The organism is Methylobacterium sp. E-066 (genome assembly GCF_022829635.1).
GTDB lineage: Bacteria > Pseudomonadota > Alphaproteobacteria > Rhizobiales > Beijerinckiaceae > Methylobacterium.
In genome coordinates this window covers 19,813-35,790 of record NZ_JAKSYO010000163.1, presented here as the reverse complement: position 1 = coordinate 35,790, position 15,978 = coordinate 19,813, and the positions used below count along the sequence as shown (strand labels likewise).

The window sequence follows — 15,978 nt, the reverse complement described above, 5'->3', positions numbered from 1 at the left end:
GCGCCCATGCGATCCACCTTGAGCGGACTCGCCGATCCGTCCGGCGCCAGCCTTCCACGGAGCTTCTGATGGCGATCGACCCGACCCTGCGCGACGCGCTCTCCGCCGTGACGCCGGCGAGCCTAGCCCGAGCATTGGCACGGGCCGGCGTGAAGGCGTTCAGCCCACGCGGCCTGTCCGGTCGCGGCGGCAGCGCCATCGGCCCCGCCTACACGCTGCGGATGATCCCGGCCCGCAACGACGCCGCCGGCGACCTCGCCGCCGCCATCGATGCGGTTCCAGAGGGCGCCGTCCTTGTGATCGATGCGGCCGGCTCAGGTCTCGCCCTGCCCTTCGGGGCGATCGTCGCGGCGCGGCTCGCCCAGCGCGGCGTGGCCGGTCTCGTCACCGACGGCGCCCTGCCGGATACGGTCGGCCTGCCCGTCTGGTCCGCGCCGGAGGCCGGGAGCGAGACCCTGGCCCTGGTCGGCGCCCAGGAGCCCGTGTCCTGCGGCGGTGCCGCGATCCATCCCGGCGATATCGTGGTCTGCGGATCCGGCGGCATCGTCGCGCTGCCGGCCGACCTCGCCGAGCGGGCCGCCCTGGAAGCGGTCGAGCAGCAGCGCCTCGACCTGTGGATTCAGCGCGAAGTCGAGAAGGGCGAGAGCCTCGCCAGCCTGTTGCCGCCGGACGCCGCCGCCCTGGCTCGGTTCGAGGCCGAGACGAAGTCGGCTTGAATCGAACCATGTTTCTTGCGCTTTCCAAAGTGACTTACTTCTTGGTCACGCCGTCGAATTTCTTCATTTTCCTGGGGTTGATCGGGTTTGCTCTGTTGATGATGCGCCGCCGCGCCGCAGGCATCGCGTTCGGGGCTTTCGGCTTCCTCGGGCTGCTGCTCGGCGGGCTGACGCCGCTATCCGCGCTGATCCTGCTGCCCCTGGAGCAGAGGTTCGCAGCCTATCCCGCCGCCGATCGCGCTGCTCCGACGGGGATCATCATCCTCGGCGGCGCGATCATGACCGGCGTGTCGGAGGCGCGCGAGCAAGTCGTCGTCAATGACGCCGCGGAGCGGCAGATCTACTTCGCCGACCTCGCACGCCGCTTTCCGGATGCGCGTCTCGTCTTCACCGGAGGCAGCGGCGTCGTCGGGGGCGGAACGCCCGAGGCCGACATCGTCAGCCGTGAGGCCGACGCGATGGGTCTGCCCCGCTCTCGGCTGATCCTGGAGAACCGCTCGCGCAACACCTACGAGAACGCGACCTTCTCGGCGGCCCTAGTCCAGCCGAAACCGGGCGAGCGGTGGCTGCTGGTCACCTCGGCCTGGCACATGCCCCGGGCGATCGGGTGCTTCCGGCAGGCCGGATTCACGGTCGACGCCTTCCCGGTCGACTACCGCACCCGGGGCTGGATCGATACGACCCGGTTCAAGGGCTTCGCCTCCGACGGGCTGCTGCAGCTCGATCTGGCCGTGAAGGAATGGATCGGCCTCGCGGTCTACCGGCTCGCCGGCTACACGTCGGATTGGCTGCCGGGGCCGGAGCCGGAGGCCGCACCGGGCAGCGCCAGCCGGTAGATGCCCCGGAAATCGTCCGGGTCGACCGGCTTGCCCTTGCGCAGGATCGCGACCCGGCCGGCATGGGCGAGCCGCACCGCGACCCGGCGTACCGGCTGCATCAGCGGACCCCACCCGTCCGGATGCGGGCCGCCCAGCGCACGGGCAACCTCGGACGGGCAGATGGTCTTGCCGGCGCCGCGCTCGGCCACGAGGCCGAGCAGGGTCTCCTCGATCGCCGCCTCGTCCGCCTTGGTGGTGTTCATGTCCGTGCCTCCTCGGCGGGGGCCAGGAGCGGACCCTCGTGCGGCCCTTCACCGGCCTCCAGCAGCGCCTTGCGGATCTCCGAGGCGAACTGTCGACGCCACATGATGACGACGACGGCACTTGTCGAGGCGATCAGCACGTACGGGCTGATGAACCAGCCGAGATAGGCGAGCGCGAAGAAGAACGCCCGCTGCCCGCGGGCGAAGTGCCGCCCGGCGCTGACATTCATCGCCGCGAGCCGCCGGACGGCGCGCATCATCTCGGTATCGCTCACGCCCGAGCCCTTCGGCGGCACCGCGCCGAGCAGGATCGCCGCGTAATTGAACAGCCGGTAGGCCCAGGCGAATTTGAAGAACGCGTAGACGAACACCACGGCGAGGCCGGCGACCTTCAGCTCCCAGGTCGTGCGGTTCGCCATCGTCCCGAACGGCAGCGTCGCGAACAGGTTGAGCACGTCGTCGCCGGAGCGCGACAGGGTCAGCACCGAGCCCAGCGCGATCAGCGAGGTCGAGGCAAAGAAGGCGGTGCCGTTCTGGAGCGAGGCGTTGATCTGCGTGTCGACCACCCGGTTCTCGCGCCCGATGATCTGACGGGCCCAGTTGGACCGGTGGACGTTCATGATCTGGCTCAGCGAGATCATGCGCCCGCGCAGGCGGCCGACCGACAGGCCATACGCGACCCAGGCGAGGATGAAATACGCCAGTGCCCCGAGATCGAGGGGCGAGAAGGCGGCGCTACCTGTGGTCAGGTCGATCATGATCTCGGGGTCGCGAGGAGCGGACGATGGAAACGGCCCGCGGGGCCATACCAGTCGCAGCCGCCCCGCAGAACCCGTCGCGCCGCCTTAGGCCCGGTCAACCCCGCAGGATCTCGAACCGATCCGTTTCCGGCGGATCGCCCCCCTCGTGCACGGCGACATCGGAGACCCGGGCGCCGGGCGGTCCCGACCGGCACAGGGCCACCATCTGATCGACGACGTCCGCCGGGCCGCTGAACAGGGCCTCGACGGAGCCATCGTGCCGGTTGCGCACGAAGCCGGACAGACCGCGCGCCCGCGCTTCGGCCTGGGTCCAGGCCCGGTAGGAGACGCCCTGGACGCGTCCCTGGATGATGACGGAGACGGTGCGCATCGTGCTCACGAGATAGGCACCGTCCCCAAAAGGCCCGCGCAGATACGCGCGGGCCGCCAGACCCTTACTCGGCCGCCATCGGGCGACGGATGCCGGCGCCGACCGGGGCCGAGCGCGTCTCGCCGGTGCGGACGTGGGTCGAGTAGAGCATCAGGCCGGTGAAGGCGAGGCCGCCGACGATGTTGCCGAGCAGCGTCGGGATCTCGTTCCACAGCAGGTAGTCCATGACGGTCAGGTGACCGCCCATCAGGATCGCCGACGGGAACAGGAACATGTTCACGACCGAGTGCTCGAAGGTCATGAAGAAGAACACCGTGATCGGCATCCACATGGCGATTACCTTGCCGGGGACCGACGTGGACAGCATCGCGCCGATGACGCCGGTGGAGACCATCCAGTTGCACATCATGGCCCGGACGAAGAGCGTCAGCATGCCGGCGGCACCGTACTTCTCGTAGCCGAGGGTGCGGGCCTCGCCGATGCCGGCGATTGCCTTGCCGACGGCATTCGGCTCGGTGGCGAAGCCGAAGGTGAACACGATCGCCATCATCAGGGCGGTGGTGAGTGCGCCGGCGAAATTGCCGAAGAACACCAGCGTCCAGTTGCGGGCGATGCCGGCCACGGTGACGCCCGGGCGCTTGTCGATCAGGGCGAGCGGCGTGAGTACGCAGACGCCGGTGAACAGGTCGTAGCCGAGCAGGTACAGCATCGAGAAGCCGACCGGGAACAGCAGCGCCCCGACCAGCGGCTGGCCGGTGGTCTGGTTGATGGTCACCGCGAAGGCCGCGGCGAGCGCCAGGATCGCGCCAGCCATGTAGGCCCGGATGAAGGTGTCTTTGGTGGCCATGAAGACCTTCGATTCACCGGCATCGACTGCCTTCTTCACGAAATCGGCGGGCGCCAGATAGGACATGCGAACCTCTCCCCGCACGCGGCCGCCGATCGCCGTTGACCGAATGGCACGCTGCGCAATCACGACAGCTGGCCGGAGCGTAGGGTGGTGTCGCCGCCCCGGTCGATCGCGAGCAAGCAGGTTGCGTACCAGTTGCCGCGCGTTCAGGCGGGCGGACCACGCATCCAGCGACTGAGTTCGCGAATATAGGCGGGCGACAGCTGTGCAGCGCGCGCGGCGTCCAGCACGGCGTCGAGATAGCCCGGCCGCGGCCTGCCGGGTGCGGTGGAGCGGCCCAGATAGATCAGGGCGCGCTTGACCCCGCTGGTCGTGGTTACCGGCAGCGTCGCCTTGGCGTAGAGGCCGCTGGCGACGCCCTCGTAGCGATCGAGGGCCGGGATGTCGTCGAGGGCCAACTCCCACAAAACGCCATGGACGGCGCGAGCGGGATCCCGGACCACCGAGGCGTAGCCCTCGCGCATGATGATGAACCGGTGCCCCGGCAGCCGCCCGCCGCCGATCAGCCGCGAGACTGGGCAGCGCAGGGCCATCGCGGCGGCATCCATGTTCGCGCCGTAAGCGAAGTACAGGGGCATGCGGTGCCGGTCAGCGGCTGGGCCGCCGACTCATTCCCCGGATTTGCGCTCTTCCCGCGCAATCGCCCACTCGTTCAAGCGCATTGCCGTATAGGCCACGGTGATGGCGACCGCCGGGATGACGAACGTCACAAAGATCTCACCCGAGCTCATGGCTTGATGCTCCGCAGCACGCGCCTGCCAATAGAATGTATGCCGATGCCTGCTGAAAGCCAGATCGCCGCGAAGAAGGCGGTGGCCGGACGCAAGGTAGGCGCGCTCGCGACTCCAAAACTCATGGCCGTGATCGGCGTTACGAACCCGATCACCACAAAAGCCACCGCGATGTTGTTCAGCGCGGTGGCTAGGAGCTTCGTCTGCTCGTTGTGAATCGCAGTCACGACGACCGCGCGACGATCAGGCGAATTCCAGGATCACCGCATCGACCGCAAGGCTATCGCCTTCCTTGGCGTGGATCTTCGCGACCGTGGCGTCGCGCTCGGCGCGGAGCATGTTCTCCATCTTCATCGCCTCGACCACTGCGATGGGCTCGCCGTTCTTCACCTCCTGGCCCTCGGTGACCAGGATCTGCTTCACGAGGCCCGGCATCGGGCAGAGCACCTGCTTGCCGGAGCCGGCCTGCTCCTTCACCGGCATCAGCGCGGCGAGCTCGGCCTCGCGGCGGGTGTAGACGCGCGCCTCGGCCGCCGCGCCGGCATGCTGCAGGAACACGCCGTTCAGCAGGCCGCGGACCTGGATGGCGACGCGCTCGGCGCCGATCGTGCCGATCCAGACCGGCTCGCCAGGGCGCCACGCACTCGCCACCGTGAGCGCGGTGCCGTCATCCCGGGTGACGATCAGGTCTTCGCCCTCGGGCTCGACGGTGACCGGGTAGGATTGCCCGGCCAGGATCACGACGCGGTCGCGCTCGAAGGCGAACAGGCCAGGCGCGCGCATCTGCCCGGAGATCCCGCGCTTGCGCTGGTTGAGCTTGTGGTCGATCGCCGCCGCGGCGGCCATCATGCGGACCGCCACCGCGCCCGCGGGCTCCGGGGCGACGAAGCCGTTCGGAAACTCCTCGGCGATGAAGCCGGTGGAGAGCTCGCCCGCCTGCCAGCGCGGATGGGCCATCAGCGCCGAGAGGAACGGGATGTTATGGCGGATGCCGTCGATCGCGAAGGCGTCCAGCGCATCGCCCTGCGCGGCGATCGCCTCGGCGCGGGTCGGCGCCCAGGTTACCAGCTTGGCGATCATCGGATCGTAGTGGATCGCGATCTCGCCGCCTTCTTCCACGCCGGTATCGTTGCGCACGATCGCGGTGCCCTGCCGGCCCTCCTCCGGCGGCCGGTAGGTGGTGAGCCGGCCGATCGAGGGCAGGAAGTTGCGGGTGGGATCCTCGGCGTAGACGCGGCTCTCGACCGCCCAGCCGTCGAGCTTCACCTGCTCCTGGGTGAGCGGCAGCTTCTCGCCGGCTGCGACCCGGATCATCAGCTCGACGAGATCGAGGCCGGTGATCATCTCGGTGACCGGATGCTCGACCTGCAGTCGCGTATTCATCTCCAGGAAGTAGAAGGACTTGTCCTGGCCGGCAACGAACTCGACCGTGCCGGCGGAATCGTAAGAAACGGCCTTGGCGAGGGCGACGGCCTGCTCGCCCATCTTCCGGCGGGTCTCGGCGTCGAGCAGCGGTGACGGCGCTTCCTCGATCACCTTCTGATTGCGGCGCTGGATCGAGCACTCGCGCTCGCCGAGATAGATCACATGGCCGTGCTTATCGCCGATCACCTGGATCTCGATATGCCGCGGGTCGGTGATGAACTTTTCTACGAACACCCGGTCGTCGCCGAAGGACGAGGACGCCTCCGACTTGGCGCGGGCGAAGCCCTCTGCGACCTCGCCCGACGAATGGGCGATGCGCATGCCCTTGCCGCCACCGCCGGCCGACGCCTTGATCATCACCGGGTAGCCGATCCCGTCGGCGATCTCGACGGCGTGCTCGGGGCTCTCGATCACGCCGAGATAGCCCGGGACGGTGGAGACGTTGGCGGCCGCGGCCGCCTTTTTGGACTCGATCTTGTCGCCCATGGCGGCGATGGCGCCGGGATTGGGGCCGATGAACACGATGCCGGCGGCCTCGAGCGCCTTCGGGAAGGCCTCGCGCTCGGACAGGAAGCCGTAGCCGGGATGGACCGCCTGGGCGCCGGTCTGCCGGCAGGCCTCGACGATCTTCTCGATGACCAGATAGGACTGCGCGGCGGCGGCGGGGCCGATATGGACCGCCTCGTCGGCCATGGCGACGTGGACCGCGTCGCGGTCGGCGTCCGAATAGACTGCGACCGTCCTGATGCCCATCTTCCGGGCGGTCTTGATGACCCGGCAGGCGATTTCGCCCCGGTTGGCGATCAGGATCTTATCGAACATCGCTGGCGCATCGCTCTCGAGATCGCCGGATTGCACACCGGCTTGACTGTCCCGATAGATCAGTTGTGCCGCTGACGGAAGCTGCGCCTTGGTCTTAGGCTCAAGCCGCCAGGGCGAAGGTGATGCGCGGAGCCTGGCTCGCCTCGCGCGTCCAGCGGTTGGCGTCGAGGGCGAAGGCCATCAGAGCCTCGGCGCTGCCCTGCGCCTCGCGGACGATCTCCATGGCGATCCGGGCGCCGACCGGGCTCGGGCCGTCGCGGCCGGTGAGCGAGCCGGCGAGCCAGGCGGCGACCTCCCGGTCGATATAGCCGGTCGGGCGCAGGCCCCACACGGCGAAGTCGACCACCGAGGCGACCAGGAAGTCGGCGAAATCGTCGGAACCGATCACCGCGCGCTCCAGGGCGATCAGCATGTCCGCCTCGTCGCGGCTCATGATCCCCTCCGGCAGCACCTCGCGCTTGAGGACCAGGAGGTCCTCGTCGCTGATCGCGCCAGTCGAAACGGCATGGTTGCAGAACTGTTGAACGGAGATCATGGTCATGGCTGCCTGCTCCTCCGACCTTTGCTGCGGTCGGTGCTTGTCCCGGTGTGATGTGAACTTACGGGACGGCACCCCTGCCGGAAGTTAACGGCAAGATCTGAACGGAAGTTCAGGTAAACACGGACCGAGCAAGCAGGCTTATTGGGACGTTGATCAGTTGCGTTACCGGACGATGACCGTGGCCCCCACGGGCACGCGATTGAACAGGTCCACCACGTCGATGTTGCGCATGCGGATGCAGCCCGAGGAGACCGCCTGCCCGATCTTTTCCGGCTCGTTGGTGCCGTGGATCCGGTAGAGCGTGTCCTTGCCGTGATCCGTCAGGTAGAGGGCGCGGGCGCCGAGCGGATTCATCGGACCGCCCTGCATGGCGTGGACGTGGGGCCAGCGCTTGATCATCTCAACCGGCGGATTCCAGGCCGGCCATTCCGCCTTGCGGTCGACCGTGGCGGTGCCGGTCCAGCCATAGGCCTCGTCGCCCACCGACACCCCGTAGCGGATGGCCTTGCCGTCCGGCAGCACGAGGTAGAGCTGGCGCTCCTTGCTCTCGACGACGATCGTGCCCGGCGGCTTCCCGGTCGGGTCGCTCACCTGGTAGCGGGCGAAGTGCGGATCGAACTCGGCCTCGGGCACGAGGGCCATGAACTCCGCGTCGCGGGCCGAGATTTTTGGGTCCGGCACGGCTTTGAACGTGCAGCCCGCGAGCAGCAAGGCGCAGGCGATGACCGGGATGATGCGCATGCGGCTGTCCTCGGACGGCTTCCGGGCGTCGGGCGTGCCCCACCCGGTCGCGACGCGTCCCGCGGAAGATTTGAGCAACTATAACCAGGGCGGGCACCCCGCCGTAGTCCGCGCGTTGCGCCCATGGCACATTGCCGGCTCCTGTTGCAGGCGCGCGACAGGACCGCATCCGGGAGTGACCGTCGTGACCACCCTCTACGTGAGCCATCCGGCGAGTTTCGACCACGAGGTCCCGGAGGGGCATCCGGAGCGGCCGGCGCGGATGCGAGCGATCGAGCGCGCCCTGGAAGACGAACGCTTCGCCGGCCTGGTGCGGGTGGCCGCGCCGCGGGCGGAGATCGAGGTCGCGACCCTGGCGCATCCGCGCGACTACGTCGACGCGCTGGTCGCCGCTGTGCCGGAGCACGGCATGGTCGGGATCGATGCCGACACGATCCTGTCCGCCGGCAGCCTGGAGGCGACGCTGCGGGCGATCGGGGGCGCCAACCACGCCCTCGACTCGGTCATGGCCGGCGAGTGCCGCAACGCCTTCGTGGCGATGCGCCCGCCCGGCCACCATGCCGAGCGGACCCGATCCATGGGCTTCTGCCTGTTCAACCACGCCGCCATCGCGGCCCGCTACGCCCGGGAGAAGCACGGCGCCGAGCGGGTGGCCCTGGTCGATTGGGACGTCCACCACGGCAACGGCAGCCAGGACATCTTTTGGGACGATGCCAGCGTGCTCTACGCCTCGACGCACCAGATGCCGCTGTTCCCGGGCAGCGGCGCCGCCTCGGAGCGCGGCGAGAAGGACACGATCGTCAACGTGCCGCTGCGGCCCAACGACGACGGCGCGGTGTTTCGCGAGGCGTTCGAGGCCGGCATCCTGTCGCGCCTGGAGACCTTCCGGCCCGACGTGATCGTGATCTCGGCGGGTTTCGACGCCCACCGCCTCGACCCTCTGGCGAATCTCCGGCTCGAGGCGGAGGATTTCGGCTGGGCGACCCGCAAGCTGATGGACGTGGCCGAGCGTTGTGCCGGTGGCCGGATCGTCTCGGTGCTGGAGGGCGGCTACAGCCTGGAAGGGCTGTCCAAATCCGTCTCCGCCCATGTGGATGCGCTGATGGGGCGGTGACGCACGGCGATCGGATTTGGCTTGCGGGCGGTGCGATCGGCGGCATGATCGGTCGGGTCAGAATCGATCGGACACGTGCCGCCGGTGAAACGCTGCGTCTTCCCCCCATGGATACATCGCCTTGAGAGCGTCGGGCCTTCGGTCAGATTCGGGGGCAGTCGATGACGCTGGCCGGCTTTTTCACCTACGCTCTGGCGCTCGGCATCGCCGCGGCGGTCCCGGGCCCGGGGATCATCGCGCTGGTCGCGCGAGCGCTTAGTTCGGGCTTCCGGGCCGCCATGGCCTTCTCGGTGGGGCTGATCCTGGGGGATCTGATATTCCTGTCCGCCGCCGTGTTCGGGCTTGCCTTGATCGCGGAGACGTTGGGCGAAGTCTTCGTCGTCGTCCGGCTCTGTGCCGGCCTCTATCTGGCCTACCTGGCGGTGCGCCTGTGGCGCTCGGCCGGGAAGACCGATCGGATCGAGGGCGGCCACGCGGATCGGCCGTTCGCGAGCTTCATCGCGGGGATCACCGTCACCCTGGCTAACCCCAAGACGATCGTGTTCTACCTCGCCGTGCTGCCCACGATCGTCGACCTCAGGACGGTCACGGCGGGCGACTTCGGCGTTCTCGTCGGACTGACGGCGCTGGTGCTGGCGGCGGTGGTGACGCCCTACGCCGCCCTGGCAGCCCGGGCCCGGAATTCGCTGCGGAAACCCGTCTTTCGCGCCCGGCTGAACCGGGGCGCGGCCGCCATCATGGCCGGCGCGGCGGTCTGGACCGTCGCGAGACGCGCCTGAGGGTTCACCCCTCCAGCGGCTCATCACCCAGAAGCTCGATGCCGAAGCCCGAGAGGCCGACATAGGAGCGGGCCGAGGTCGCGAGGTTGCGGATCGAGACGACGCCGAGGTCGCGCAGGATCTGGGCGCCGAGCCCGACCTCGCGCCACTGGCGGGCGCGCACGGCCTCCGTCCCCTCCTCCTTGGTGCTCTTCAGCGGGACGCCCGCGGTGCCGTCGCGCAGGTAGACCAGCACCCCGCGGCCGGCGGACGCGAAGCGCTTGAGCACCGCATCGATCTGCTTGCCGCCGCCGATCACGTCGGCGGCGACGTTGGAGCGGTGCAGCCGCACCAGCACGTCGCGGCCATCGCCGATATCGCCCATCACGAAGGCGAATTGCTGGATCGCCTCGAAGGGGGTCGAGAACGCGTAGGCCGTCACCTCGCCGTGGTTGGATTGGACGGTGAAGTGCCCGACCCGCTCCACCAGCCGGTCCCGCGCCTGCCGATAGGCGATCAGGTCGGCCACCGAGACGCGCTTCAGCCCGTGCGTCTCAGAGAAGGCCTCGATCTGCGGCCCCTTCATCACGGTGCCGTCGTCATTGGCGAGCTCGCAGATGACGCCGACCGGGGGCAACTCGGCGAGCTTGCACAGGTCGACCGCGGCCTCGGTATGGCCCGAGCGCATCAGCACGCCGCCGTCGCGGGCGATCAGCGGGAAGACGTGGCCGGGGCGGACGAAATCGCCGGCGCCCATGTTGCCGTTGGCGAGCGCCCGCACCGTGTTGCAGCGCTGCTCCGCGGAGATGCCGGTGGTCAGCCCGTGCTTCACGTCGACCGTGACCGTGAAGGCGGTGCCGAGCGGCGCATCGTTCGAGGCCACCATCGGGTCGAGGTGCAGCCGCCGCGCCTCGTCCTGGGTGATCGGCGCGCAGACGATGCCGCAGGTGTTGCGGATGATGAACGCCATCTTCTCCGGCGTGCAGAGCGAGGCCGCGACGACGAGGTCGCCCTCGTTCTCGCGATCGTCATCGTCGGTGACGACCACGATCTCGCCGCGGGCAAAGGCTGCGATGGCCTCGGTGACGGTGCAATGGGGCACGGATCGCTCTCTCGTCTCGCATCTCCCCGCCCACCAGGGGAGGAAAGGCCTGGCTCGCGCACCGCCGGCAGGGATCCCGGTCCGGCGCGCGCGAGCCTGTGAAAATTTCGGACTCGGAGCTTAGCCGATCGCGGCGCGATCGGGCACGGCCCCGGCGGTTCAGGCCGCTCCCACCTGCCCGCGATGGCGTAGATAGTGATCGGCCAGCACGCAGGCCATCATGGCCTCCGCCACCGGCACGGCGCGGATGCCGACGCAGGGGTCGTGGCGGCCCTTGGTGATGAGGTCGACCTCGGCGCCGTCGCGGGTCACCGAGCGGCGCGGGGTCAGGATCGAGGAGGTCGGCTTCACGGCGAAGCGCACCACCACAGGCTCGCCGTTGGAGATGCCGCCGAGGATGCCGCCCGCGTGGTTGGCGAGGAAGCGCGGGCGCCCGCCATTGCCGGAGCGCATCTCGTCGGCATTGTCCTCGCCGCGCAAGGCGGCGGCCGCGAACCCGTCGCCGATCTCGACGCCCTTCACGGCGTTGATCGACATCATCGCGGCGGCGAGATCCGCGTCGAGCTTGCCGTAGACCGGGGCGCCGAGGCCCGGCGGCACGCCCTCGGCCACCACCTCGATCACTGCGCCGACGGAGGAGCCGTCCTTGCGGATCGCGTCGAGATAGGTCTCGTACAGGGCAGCCGCCTCGGCATCGGGGCAGAAGAACGGATTATTGCCAACCTCTGCCCAGTCCCAGCGCGACCGGTCGATGGCGTGCGGTCCCATCTGCACCAGGGCCGCCCGGATGGTGATGCCCGGCATCACCTTGCGCGCCACGGCGCCGGCGGCGACCCGCGCCGCGGTTTCCCGAGCCGAGGAGCGGCCGCCGCCGCGATAATCGCGGATGCCGTACTTGGCGTCGTAGGTGTAGTCGGCGTGGCCGGGCCGGTAGCTGTCGCGGATCTCGGAATAATCCTTCGAGCGCTGATCGGTGTTCTCGATCATCAGGGCGATCGGCGTGCCGGTGGTGAACTGGCGCCCGCCGGTGCGGTCGTCGGAAAACACCCCCGACAGGATCTTCACCTGATCGGGCTCGCGGCGCTGGGTGGTGAAGCGCGACTGGCCCGGCTTGCGGCGGTCGAGCTCGGCCTGGATCTCCTCGGCCTCCAGCGCCAGCCCTGGCGGACAGCCATCGATCACGCAGCCGAGCGCGACCCCGTGGCTCTCGCCGAAGGTCGTGACGCGGAACAGGTGGCCGAACGAGTTGTGAGACATGACGCGGCCCGTCTAGCGCGGGAGCGCCGGGGGCACAAACCGTCTTCCTGCGCGAAGTCCTATGCCGGCTCCGAGCCGGCGATCGGCTGCACGCTGAGTCTCAGCCCGATCGCCTTGAGGACCCCCACCAACGTGTCGAGCTGCGGGTTCCCCTTCTCGGACAAGGCCCGATACAGACTCTCGCGCGATCGCCCTGTCTCGGCCGCGATCTGGGCCATGCCGCGCGCCCGCGCCACGTCGCCGATGGCTGAAGCGATGAGCGCGGGATCGCCATCTTCAAGCACTGCCTCGATGTAGAGGGCGATGCGCTCGGGCGTATCGAGATGTTCCGCGACGTCCCAGGGACGAGTTTCGATGGTCATCGATTTTGCTCCTGTCGATTAAGCGACTGGGCCTCACGAATATCCCGATCCTGCGAGCGCTTATCGCCGCCGCACAGGAGCAGAACGATTTCCCTTCCGCGCTGCGCGAAATAAACGCGGTAGCCGGGTCCGTAATCGATCCGCATCTCACTGACGCCTTCGCCGACCGGCTTCACGTCCCCGGCGTTTCCCAGAGCAAGGCGTTTGATGCGAACGTCGATACGAATCCGCGCACGCTCGTCGCGCAAACCCGCGAACCAAGCCGCGTAGATCTCGGTCTGATGAATCGTTGGCATCGGATGCCAGTATCTTAAAAGCTACATAAGTCTGTCAACGGCCACTGTCTACACAACGAGACCGCCCCGCGCCTTGAGCGCCCGATAAGCCGCCACCCCGACCGCGAGATCCGCCCGCAGGCGCCGCTCGTCGCCGAGAGCGTCGAGTTCGTAGGTGAAGCCCAGGATGTGGGCCGCCTCGTAGCCCTCCGGCAACTCACCCGCGCTGCCGAGGGTAATAGATCTGTTCGGCAGCCTGTCGGCGAAGTCGGAGAGGCGCGCGCGGAGAGCATCGCCGCTGGCGCGCAGATAGGCTTCGGCGCGCGGCCCATGCTCGCGGATCGCGGCCACCGTCCCCTGCGCCAACGACAGGTGGACGACCTCGCGATGCGCCGGGAACAGGTAGACGAGATAGTAGCCGCGCGTGGCGCTGGTGGTGACGGCGGGGTCGAACACGGCGAGCCAGGGCACGGCCGCCCAGTGGCTGCCGCGTCCGGGGCTGCCCTTCACTAGGAATGGGCCGTCGATGGTTTCGAGGGCGGCGCGCAGTTCGTCCGGCGCGCCCCGCCGGATCACCGCCGCCAGGGGATGCCCGGCCGGCGGATCGAGCCGGGCGAGCGGATATTCCTCGACGATCCGGCGCAGGGCATGGCCGAGGCTCACATCGTGACCGGCATCAGGTCGGAACCTGCTCGATCCCGGTCGGCTCCGTCTCCGGCGTCTGATTGCGGCCGTGTCGGAAGCTGGAAAGCGCCTGATAGGTCTTGAGCCGCGCCCGCATCAGCGAGCCGAGCGGGCGGTGCGCCGCGAGGCTGTGGGCCGGCCGGAAGGACAGGACGTCGTTCGCGTATCGGGTGCGGGCCTCGGATTGGGAATCCTGGGCCGGCAGGACAAGGCGCGCGACCGTGCGATAGGGGCTCGCCGCCTCGTCCCAACGCTTCGACGCATCCTCCACCGGCATGGCGTTGAGATCCGTGCAGAGCTGCGCGCGAATCTCGAACACGGCCGTATCGCCTCCGAAATAAGCCGTGACCGCATGCCGGAACGCGTCCGGGTCCTCGCCCGGATGCAGCTTCTCGCCGGCCAGGGCTTCCTGCTTCGGGCCGGCCGGGAAGGCGGCGATCTTGGCGATGTGGTCGCCGTAGCGGAGCGCGGCCTGGGAGTAATACGGCTCGGCCAGCGGATGCAGCGGCTCGTGCCCGAAGAAGTCGAGGAGCGGCGAACTCTCGCCCGTCACCGCCTTCACGACCGTATCGATAGCCCGTGCCGTCCCCGAGACGGCGGCTTTCACGGCTTCCGGCGCCTTCGTGCCGGCTTCGAGCTGCTTCATGCTGCCGAGAAAGCCTTTGGCATCCGGGTTCGGAAACACCGGACCGGTCGCGAGCACGAAGTCCTGAGTCGCTGCGCCGTGGCCGGGCAGCTTCTCGCCCTCAACGCCCAGCACCTTGATCGCCATGCCGCGGTGGGTCGAAACGCTATCCTTCAGGAGTTCGCCCGGCCCCTGCGCGAAGCGCACGATCACCGGATAGGTACCGCCCTTGGCGAACATGCCCTGCTTCAGCTCGGGCGGGAGATCGTCCGGCACCTGAAGCTGGCCGATGACCACACCGCTGACCTTGGCGTGCGAGGCGCGCACCGCGTGACCGTAACGGTCGGCCGTGGTCTCGCTCTCGCGGGTCATCGACGCGATGATCGCGTCGATGGTGTCGTTCTCATCCGGAGCCGGCGTCTCGATGCCGTCGTGGTAGCGCAGGTAGGTCTCAGCCAAGGTCTTTAATCCCGATTGCGTCCTATCGGGAGCCAACAGCCCGGCCATGCGTCGGTTGCCCGCGCGGGGATCAGGCATTCGGTCGCGCCAGGACCCCGCCGGTCATCGGCTCGCGCACCCCGGTAGTCGGCGGGAAGGTAATCGGCAGCCCCCGGAGCGAGCGCACCGCGAGATACGCGAAGGCCTGCGCCTCCAGGTAGGCCGAGGACCAGCCGATCGCGTCCGCGGTCGTGATCTCGGCGCGCAGATGATAGTTCAGCAGCCGCACCAGCTCGCCGTTGCGCGCCCCGCCGCCGGCCACAATCCAGCGGGTCGGGATCTCGGGGGCGTGGTCCAGCGCCCGCGCCACCGCCCGCGCCGTGAACGCCGTGAGCGTCGCGGCCCCGTCCTCGGTGGAGAGCTGGCCGGCGAGCTTGTGCGAGAACCAGTTCCGATCCAGCGATTTCGGCGGCCGGCGGAAGAAGAACGGGTGCATCAGAAGCCAGGCGAGCAGCGGCTCGTCGGCGCGGCCGCGGGCGGCGGTGCGGCCGCCATCGTCAAGGTTCTTGCCCTCGCGCTCCTGCATCCACTCGTCGATCAGTGCATTGCCGGGGCCGGTATCGAAGGCGATCACGCCGCCTTTCGAGTCGATCAGCGTCGCGTTGGCGACGCCGCCGATATTCAGGATGCCGAACGGGCCGTCGAAGCCGGAGGCTTCGGCCAGGGCCTTGTGGAACACCGGCACCAGAGGCGCCCCCTGGCCGCCAGCCTCGATATCGGCCCGGCGCAGGTCCGAGACCACCGGGATGCCGAGCCGGGTGGCGAGTGCCTGTCCGTCGCCGATCTGGATCGAGATGCGCTGGTCCGGCCGGTGGATCACGGTCTGGCCGTGGAAGCCGATGACGTCGATGGACTCGGCGCTCAGGCCATTTTCAGCCAAAAAACGCTCGACCGCCTCGGCATGGGCCTGCGTGACGAACGCCTCAGCCTCGGGCAGGCGCCCAGGGCGGTCGCCTGGATGGAGCACCGACTCGGCATCCTTGGTGGCGGCCCGCAGCAGCGCTTTTTCCTCGTCGGAATAGCCGCGGTAGCCCGTCGGCCCGAGCGGCTCGAGGAAGTTGTTGTGGCCTCGGACGACGTGGACCCGCTCGCCGTCGGTCTCGATCAGCGCGATGTCGACGCCGTCCAGCGAGGTGCCGCTCATCAGTCCGATCGCGCGCATCATCGCCATTGTGCTCGACCCCGTGCCTTTCGGCGAACGCCCT

General features: G+C 68.8%; 21 protein-coding genes. 5 read left to right on the top strand and 16 right to left on the bottom strand.

Features of this window, described 5'->3' with window-relative positions; genetic code table 11:
- Positions 1-68 precede the first annotated feature (68 nt).
- The gene (locus tag MKL20_RS22105; RefSeq protein WP_244038463.1) at positions 69-716 is read left to right on the top strand and encodes a dimethylmenaquinone methyltransferase; all 648 of its coding nucleotides are present in this window, start codon (positions 69-71) and stop codon (positions 714-716) included.
- Positions 717-724: 8 nt separating this feature from the next.
- Positions 725-1,552: a YdcF family protein gene (locus tag MKL20_RS22100; protein WP_244038462.1), complete on the top strand. Its 828-nt coding sequence runs from the start codon at positions 725-727 to the stop codon at positions 1,550-1,552.
- Here MKL20_RS22100 and MKL20_RS22095 read toward each other — a convergent pair.
- From MKL20_RS22095 to MKL20_RS33060, 6 genes are all read right to left on the bottom strand, one after another.
- Complete coding sequence (locus tag MKL20_RS22095) at positions 1,489-1,797, bottom strand: DUF3253 domain-containing protein (protein ID WP_243972595.1); 309 nt, start codon at positions 1,795-1,797, stop codon at positions 1,489-1,491. The two genes, MKL20_RS22100 and MKL20_RS22095, sit on opposite strands and share 64 nt — an antisense overlap.
- Complete coding sequence (locus MKL20_RS22090) at positions 1,794-2,555, bottom strand: DUF599 domain-containing protein (RefSeq protein WP_243972597.1); 762 nt, start codon at positions 2,553-2,555, stop codon at positions 1,794-1,796. Before MKL20_RS22090 ends, MKL20_RS22095 begins: the two co-directional genes overlap by 4 nt.
- Positions 2,556-2,652: 97 nt before the next feature.
- Entirely contained in the window at positions 2,653-2,937 is a 285-nt protein-coding gene (locus MKL20_RS22085; protein WP_244038461.1) for an acylphosphatase, read from the bottom strand.
- A gap of 55 nt (positions 2,938-2,992) precedes the next feature.
- Positions 2,993-3,841, bottom strand: coding sequence for a formate/nitrite transporter family protein (locus MKL20_RS22080; RefSeq protein ID WP_243972601.1), 849 nt, complete (start codon positions 3,839-3,841; stop codon positions 2,993-2,995).
- Positions 3,842-3,984: 143 nt separating this feature from the next.
- Complete coding sequence (locus MKL20_RS22075) at positions 3,985-4,416, bottom strand: gamma-glutamylcyclotransferase family protein (RefSeq protein ID WP_244038460.1); 432 nt, start codon at positions 4,414-4,416, stop codon at positions 3,985-3,987.
- A gap of 30 nt (positions 4,417-4,446) precedes the next feature.
- Complete coding sequence (locus MKL20_RS33060; protein ID WP_279594928.1) at positions 4,447-4,569, bottom strand: hypothetical protein; 123 nt, start codon at positions 4,567-4,569, stop codon at positions 4,447-4,449.
- A 45-nt stretch (positions 4,570-4,614) separates the two neighbouring features.
- On the opposite strand from MKL20_RS33060, the gene MKL20_RS22070 reads away from it, so the two are divergent.
- A complete protein-coding gene (locus MKL20_RS22070; RefSeq protein ID WP_244038459.1) occupies positions 4,615-4,785 on the top strand; it encodes a hypothetical protein in 171 nt (56 codons plus the stop codon).
- Positions 4,786-4,812: 27 nt separating this feature from the next.
- On the opposite strand, the gene MKL20_RS22065 is transcribed toward MKL20_RS22070, so the two are convergent.
- The 3 genes from MKL20_RS22065 to MKL20_RS22055 form a co-directional block, all read right to left on the bottom strand.
- Positions 4,813-6,816 carry an acetyl/propionyl/methylcrotonyl-CoA carboxylase subunit alpha gene (locus MKL20_RS22065; RefSeq protein ID WP_244038458.1) on the bottom strand — a complete coding sequence of 668 codons (2,004 nt, stop codon included), beginning with the start codon at positions 6,814-6,816 and terminating at the stop codon, positions 4,813-4,815.
- 100 nt (positions 6,817-6,916) lie between these two features.
- Complete coding sequence (locus MKL20_RS22060; RefSeq protein WP_243972610.1) at positions 6,917-7,357, bottom strand: hypothetical protein; 441 nt, start codon at positions 7,355-7,357, stop codon at positions 6,917-6,919.
- A gap of 162 nt (positions 7,358-7,519) precedes the next feature.
- Positions 7,520-8,098 carry a L,D-transpeptidase gene (locus tag MKL20_RS22055; protein ID WP_244038457.1) on the bottom strand — a complete coding sequence of 193 codons (579 nt, stop codon included), beginning with the start codon at positions 8,096-8,098 and terminating at the stop codon, positions 7,520-7,522.
- A 184-nt stretch (positions 8,099-8,282) separates the two neighbouring features.
- Between MKL20_RS22055 and MKL20_RS22050 the strand changes: the two genes are divergently transcribed.
- Together MKL20_RS22050 and MKL20_RS22045 are read left to right on the top strand one after the other, a co-directional pair.
- Entirely contained in the window at positions 8,283-9,212 is a 930-nt protein-coding gene (locus MKL20_RS22050) for a histone deacetylase family protein (RefSeq protein WP_244038456.1), read from the top strand.
- 161 nt (positions 9,213-9,373) lie between these two features.
- Complete coding sequence (locus MKL20_RS22045; protein ID WP_244038455.1) at positions 9,374-9,991, top strand: LysE family translocator; 618 nt, start codon at positions 9,374-9,376, stop codon at positions 9,989-9,991.
- Positions 9,992-9,995: 4 nt separating this feature from the next.
- Here the strand turns inward: MKL20_RS22045 and ribB are convergent, their stop codons facing one another.
- From ribB to MKL20_RS22010, 7 genes are all read right to left on the bottom strand, one after another.
- A complete protein-coding gene (ribB, locus tag MKL20_RS22040; RefSeq protein ID WP_243972618.1) occupies positions 9,996-11,072 on the bottom strand; it encodes a 3,4-dihydroxy-2-butanone-4-phosphate synthase in 1,077 nt (358 codons plus the stop codon).
- Between the two features lie 159 nt (positions 11,073-11,231).
- On the bottom strand, positions 11,232-12,329 hold the full coding sequence (gene aroC / locus MKL20_RS22035) for a chorismate synthase (RefSeq protein WP_244038454.1): 1,098 nt from the start codon (positions 12,327-12,329) through the stop codon (positions 11,232-11,234).
- A gap of 59 nt (positions 12,330-12,388) precedes the next feature.
- On the bottom strand, positions 12,389-12,691 hold the full coding sequence (locus MKL20_RS22030) for an addiction module antidote protein (RefSeq protein ID WP_244038453.1): 303 nt from the start codon (positions 12,689-12,691) through the stop codon (positions 12,389-12,391).
- A complete protein-coding gene (locus MKL20_RS22025; protein WP_244038452.1) occupies positions 12,688-12,987 on the bottom strand; it encodes a type II toxin-antitoxin system RelE/ParE family toxin in 300 nt (99 codons plus the stop codon). The genes MKL20_RS22030 and MKL20_RS22025 overlap by 4 nt, the downstream gene beginning before the upstream one ends.
- 48 nt (positions 12,988-13,035) lie before the next feature.
- Entirely contained in the window at positions 13,036-13,629 is a 594-nt protein-coding gene (locus tag MKL20_RS22020) for a DUF3578 domain-containing protein (RefSeq protein WP_244038451.1), read from the bottom strand.
- A 13-nt stretch (positions 13,630-13,642) separates the two neighbouring features.
- Positions 13,643-14,734 carry a catalase family protein gene (locus MKL20_RS22015; protein WP_244038450.1) on the bottom strand — a complete coding sequence of 364 codons (1,092 nt, stop codon included), beginning with the start codon at positions 14,732-14,734 and terminating at the stop codon, positions 13,643-13,645.
- Between the two features lie 70 nt (positions 14,735-14,804).
- Positions 14,805-15,944, bottom strand: coding sequence for an anhydro-N-acetylmuramic acid kinase (locus tag MKL20_RS22010; RefSeq protein ID WP_243972626.1), 1,140 nt, complete (start codon positions 15,942-15,944; stop codon positions 14,805-14,807).
- Positions 15,945-15,978: the final 34 nt, after the last annotated feature.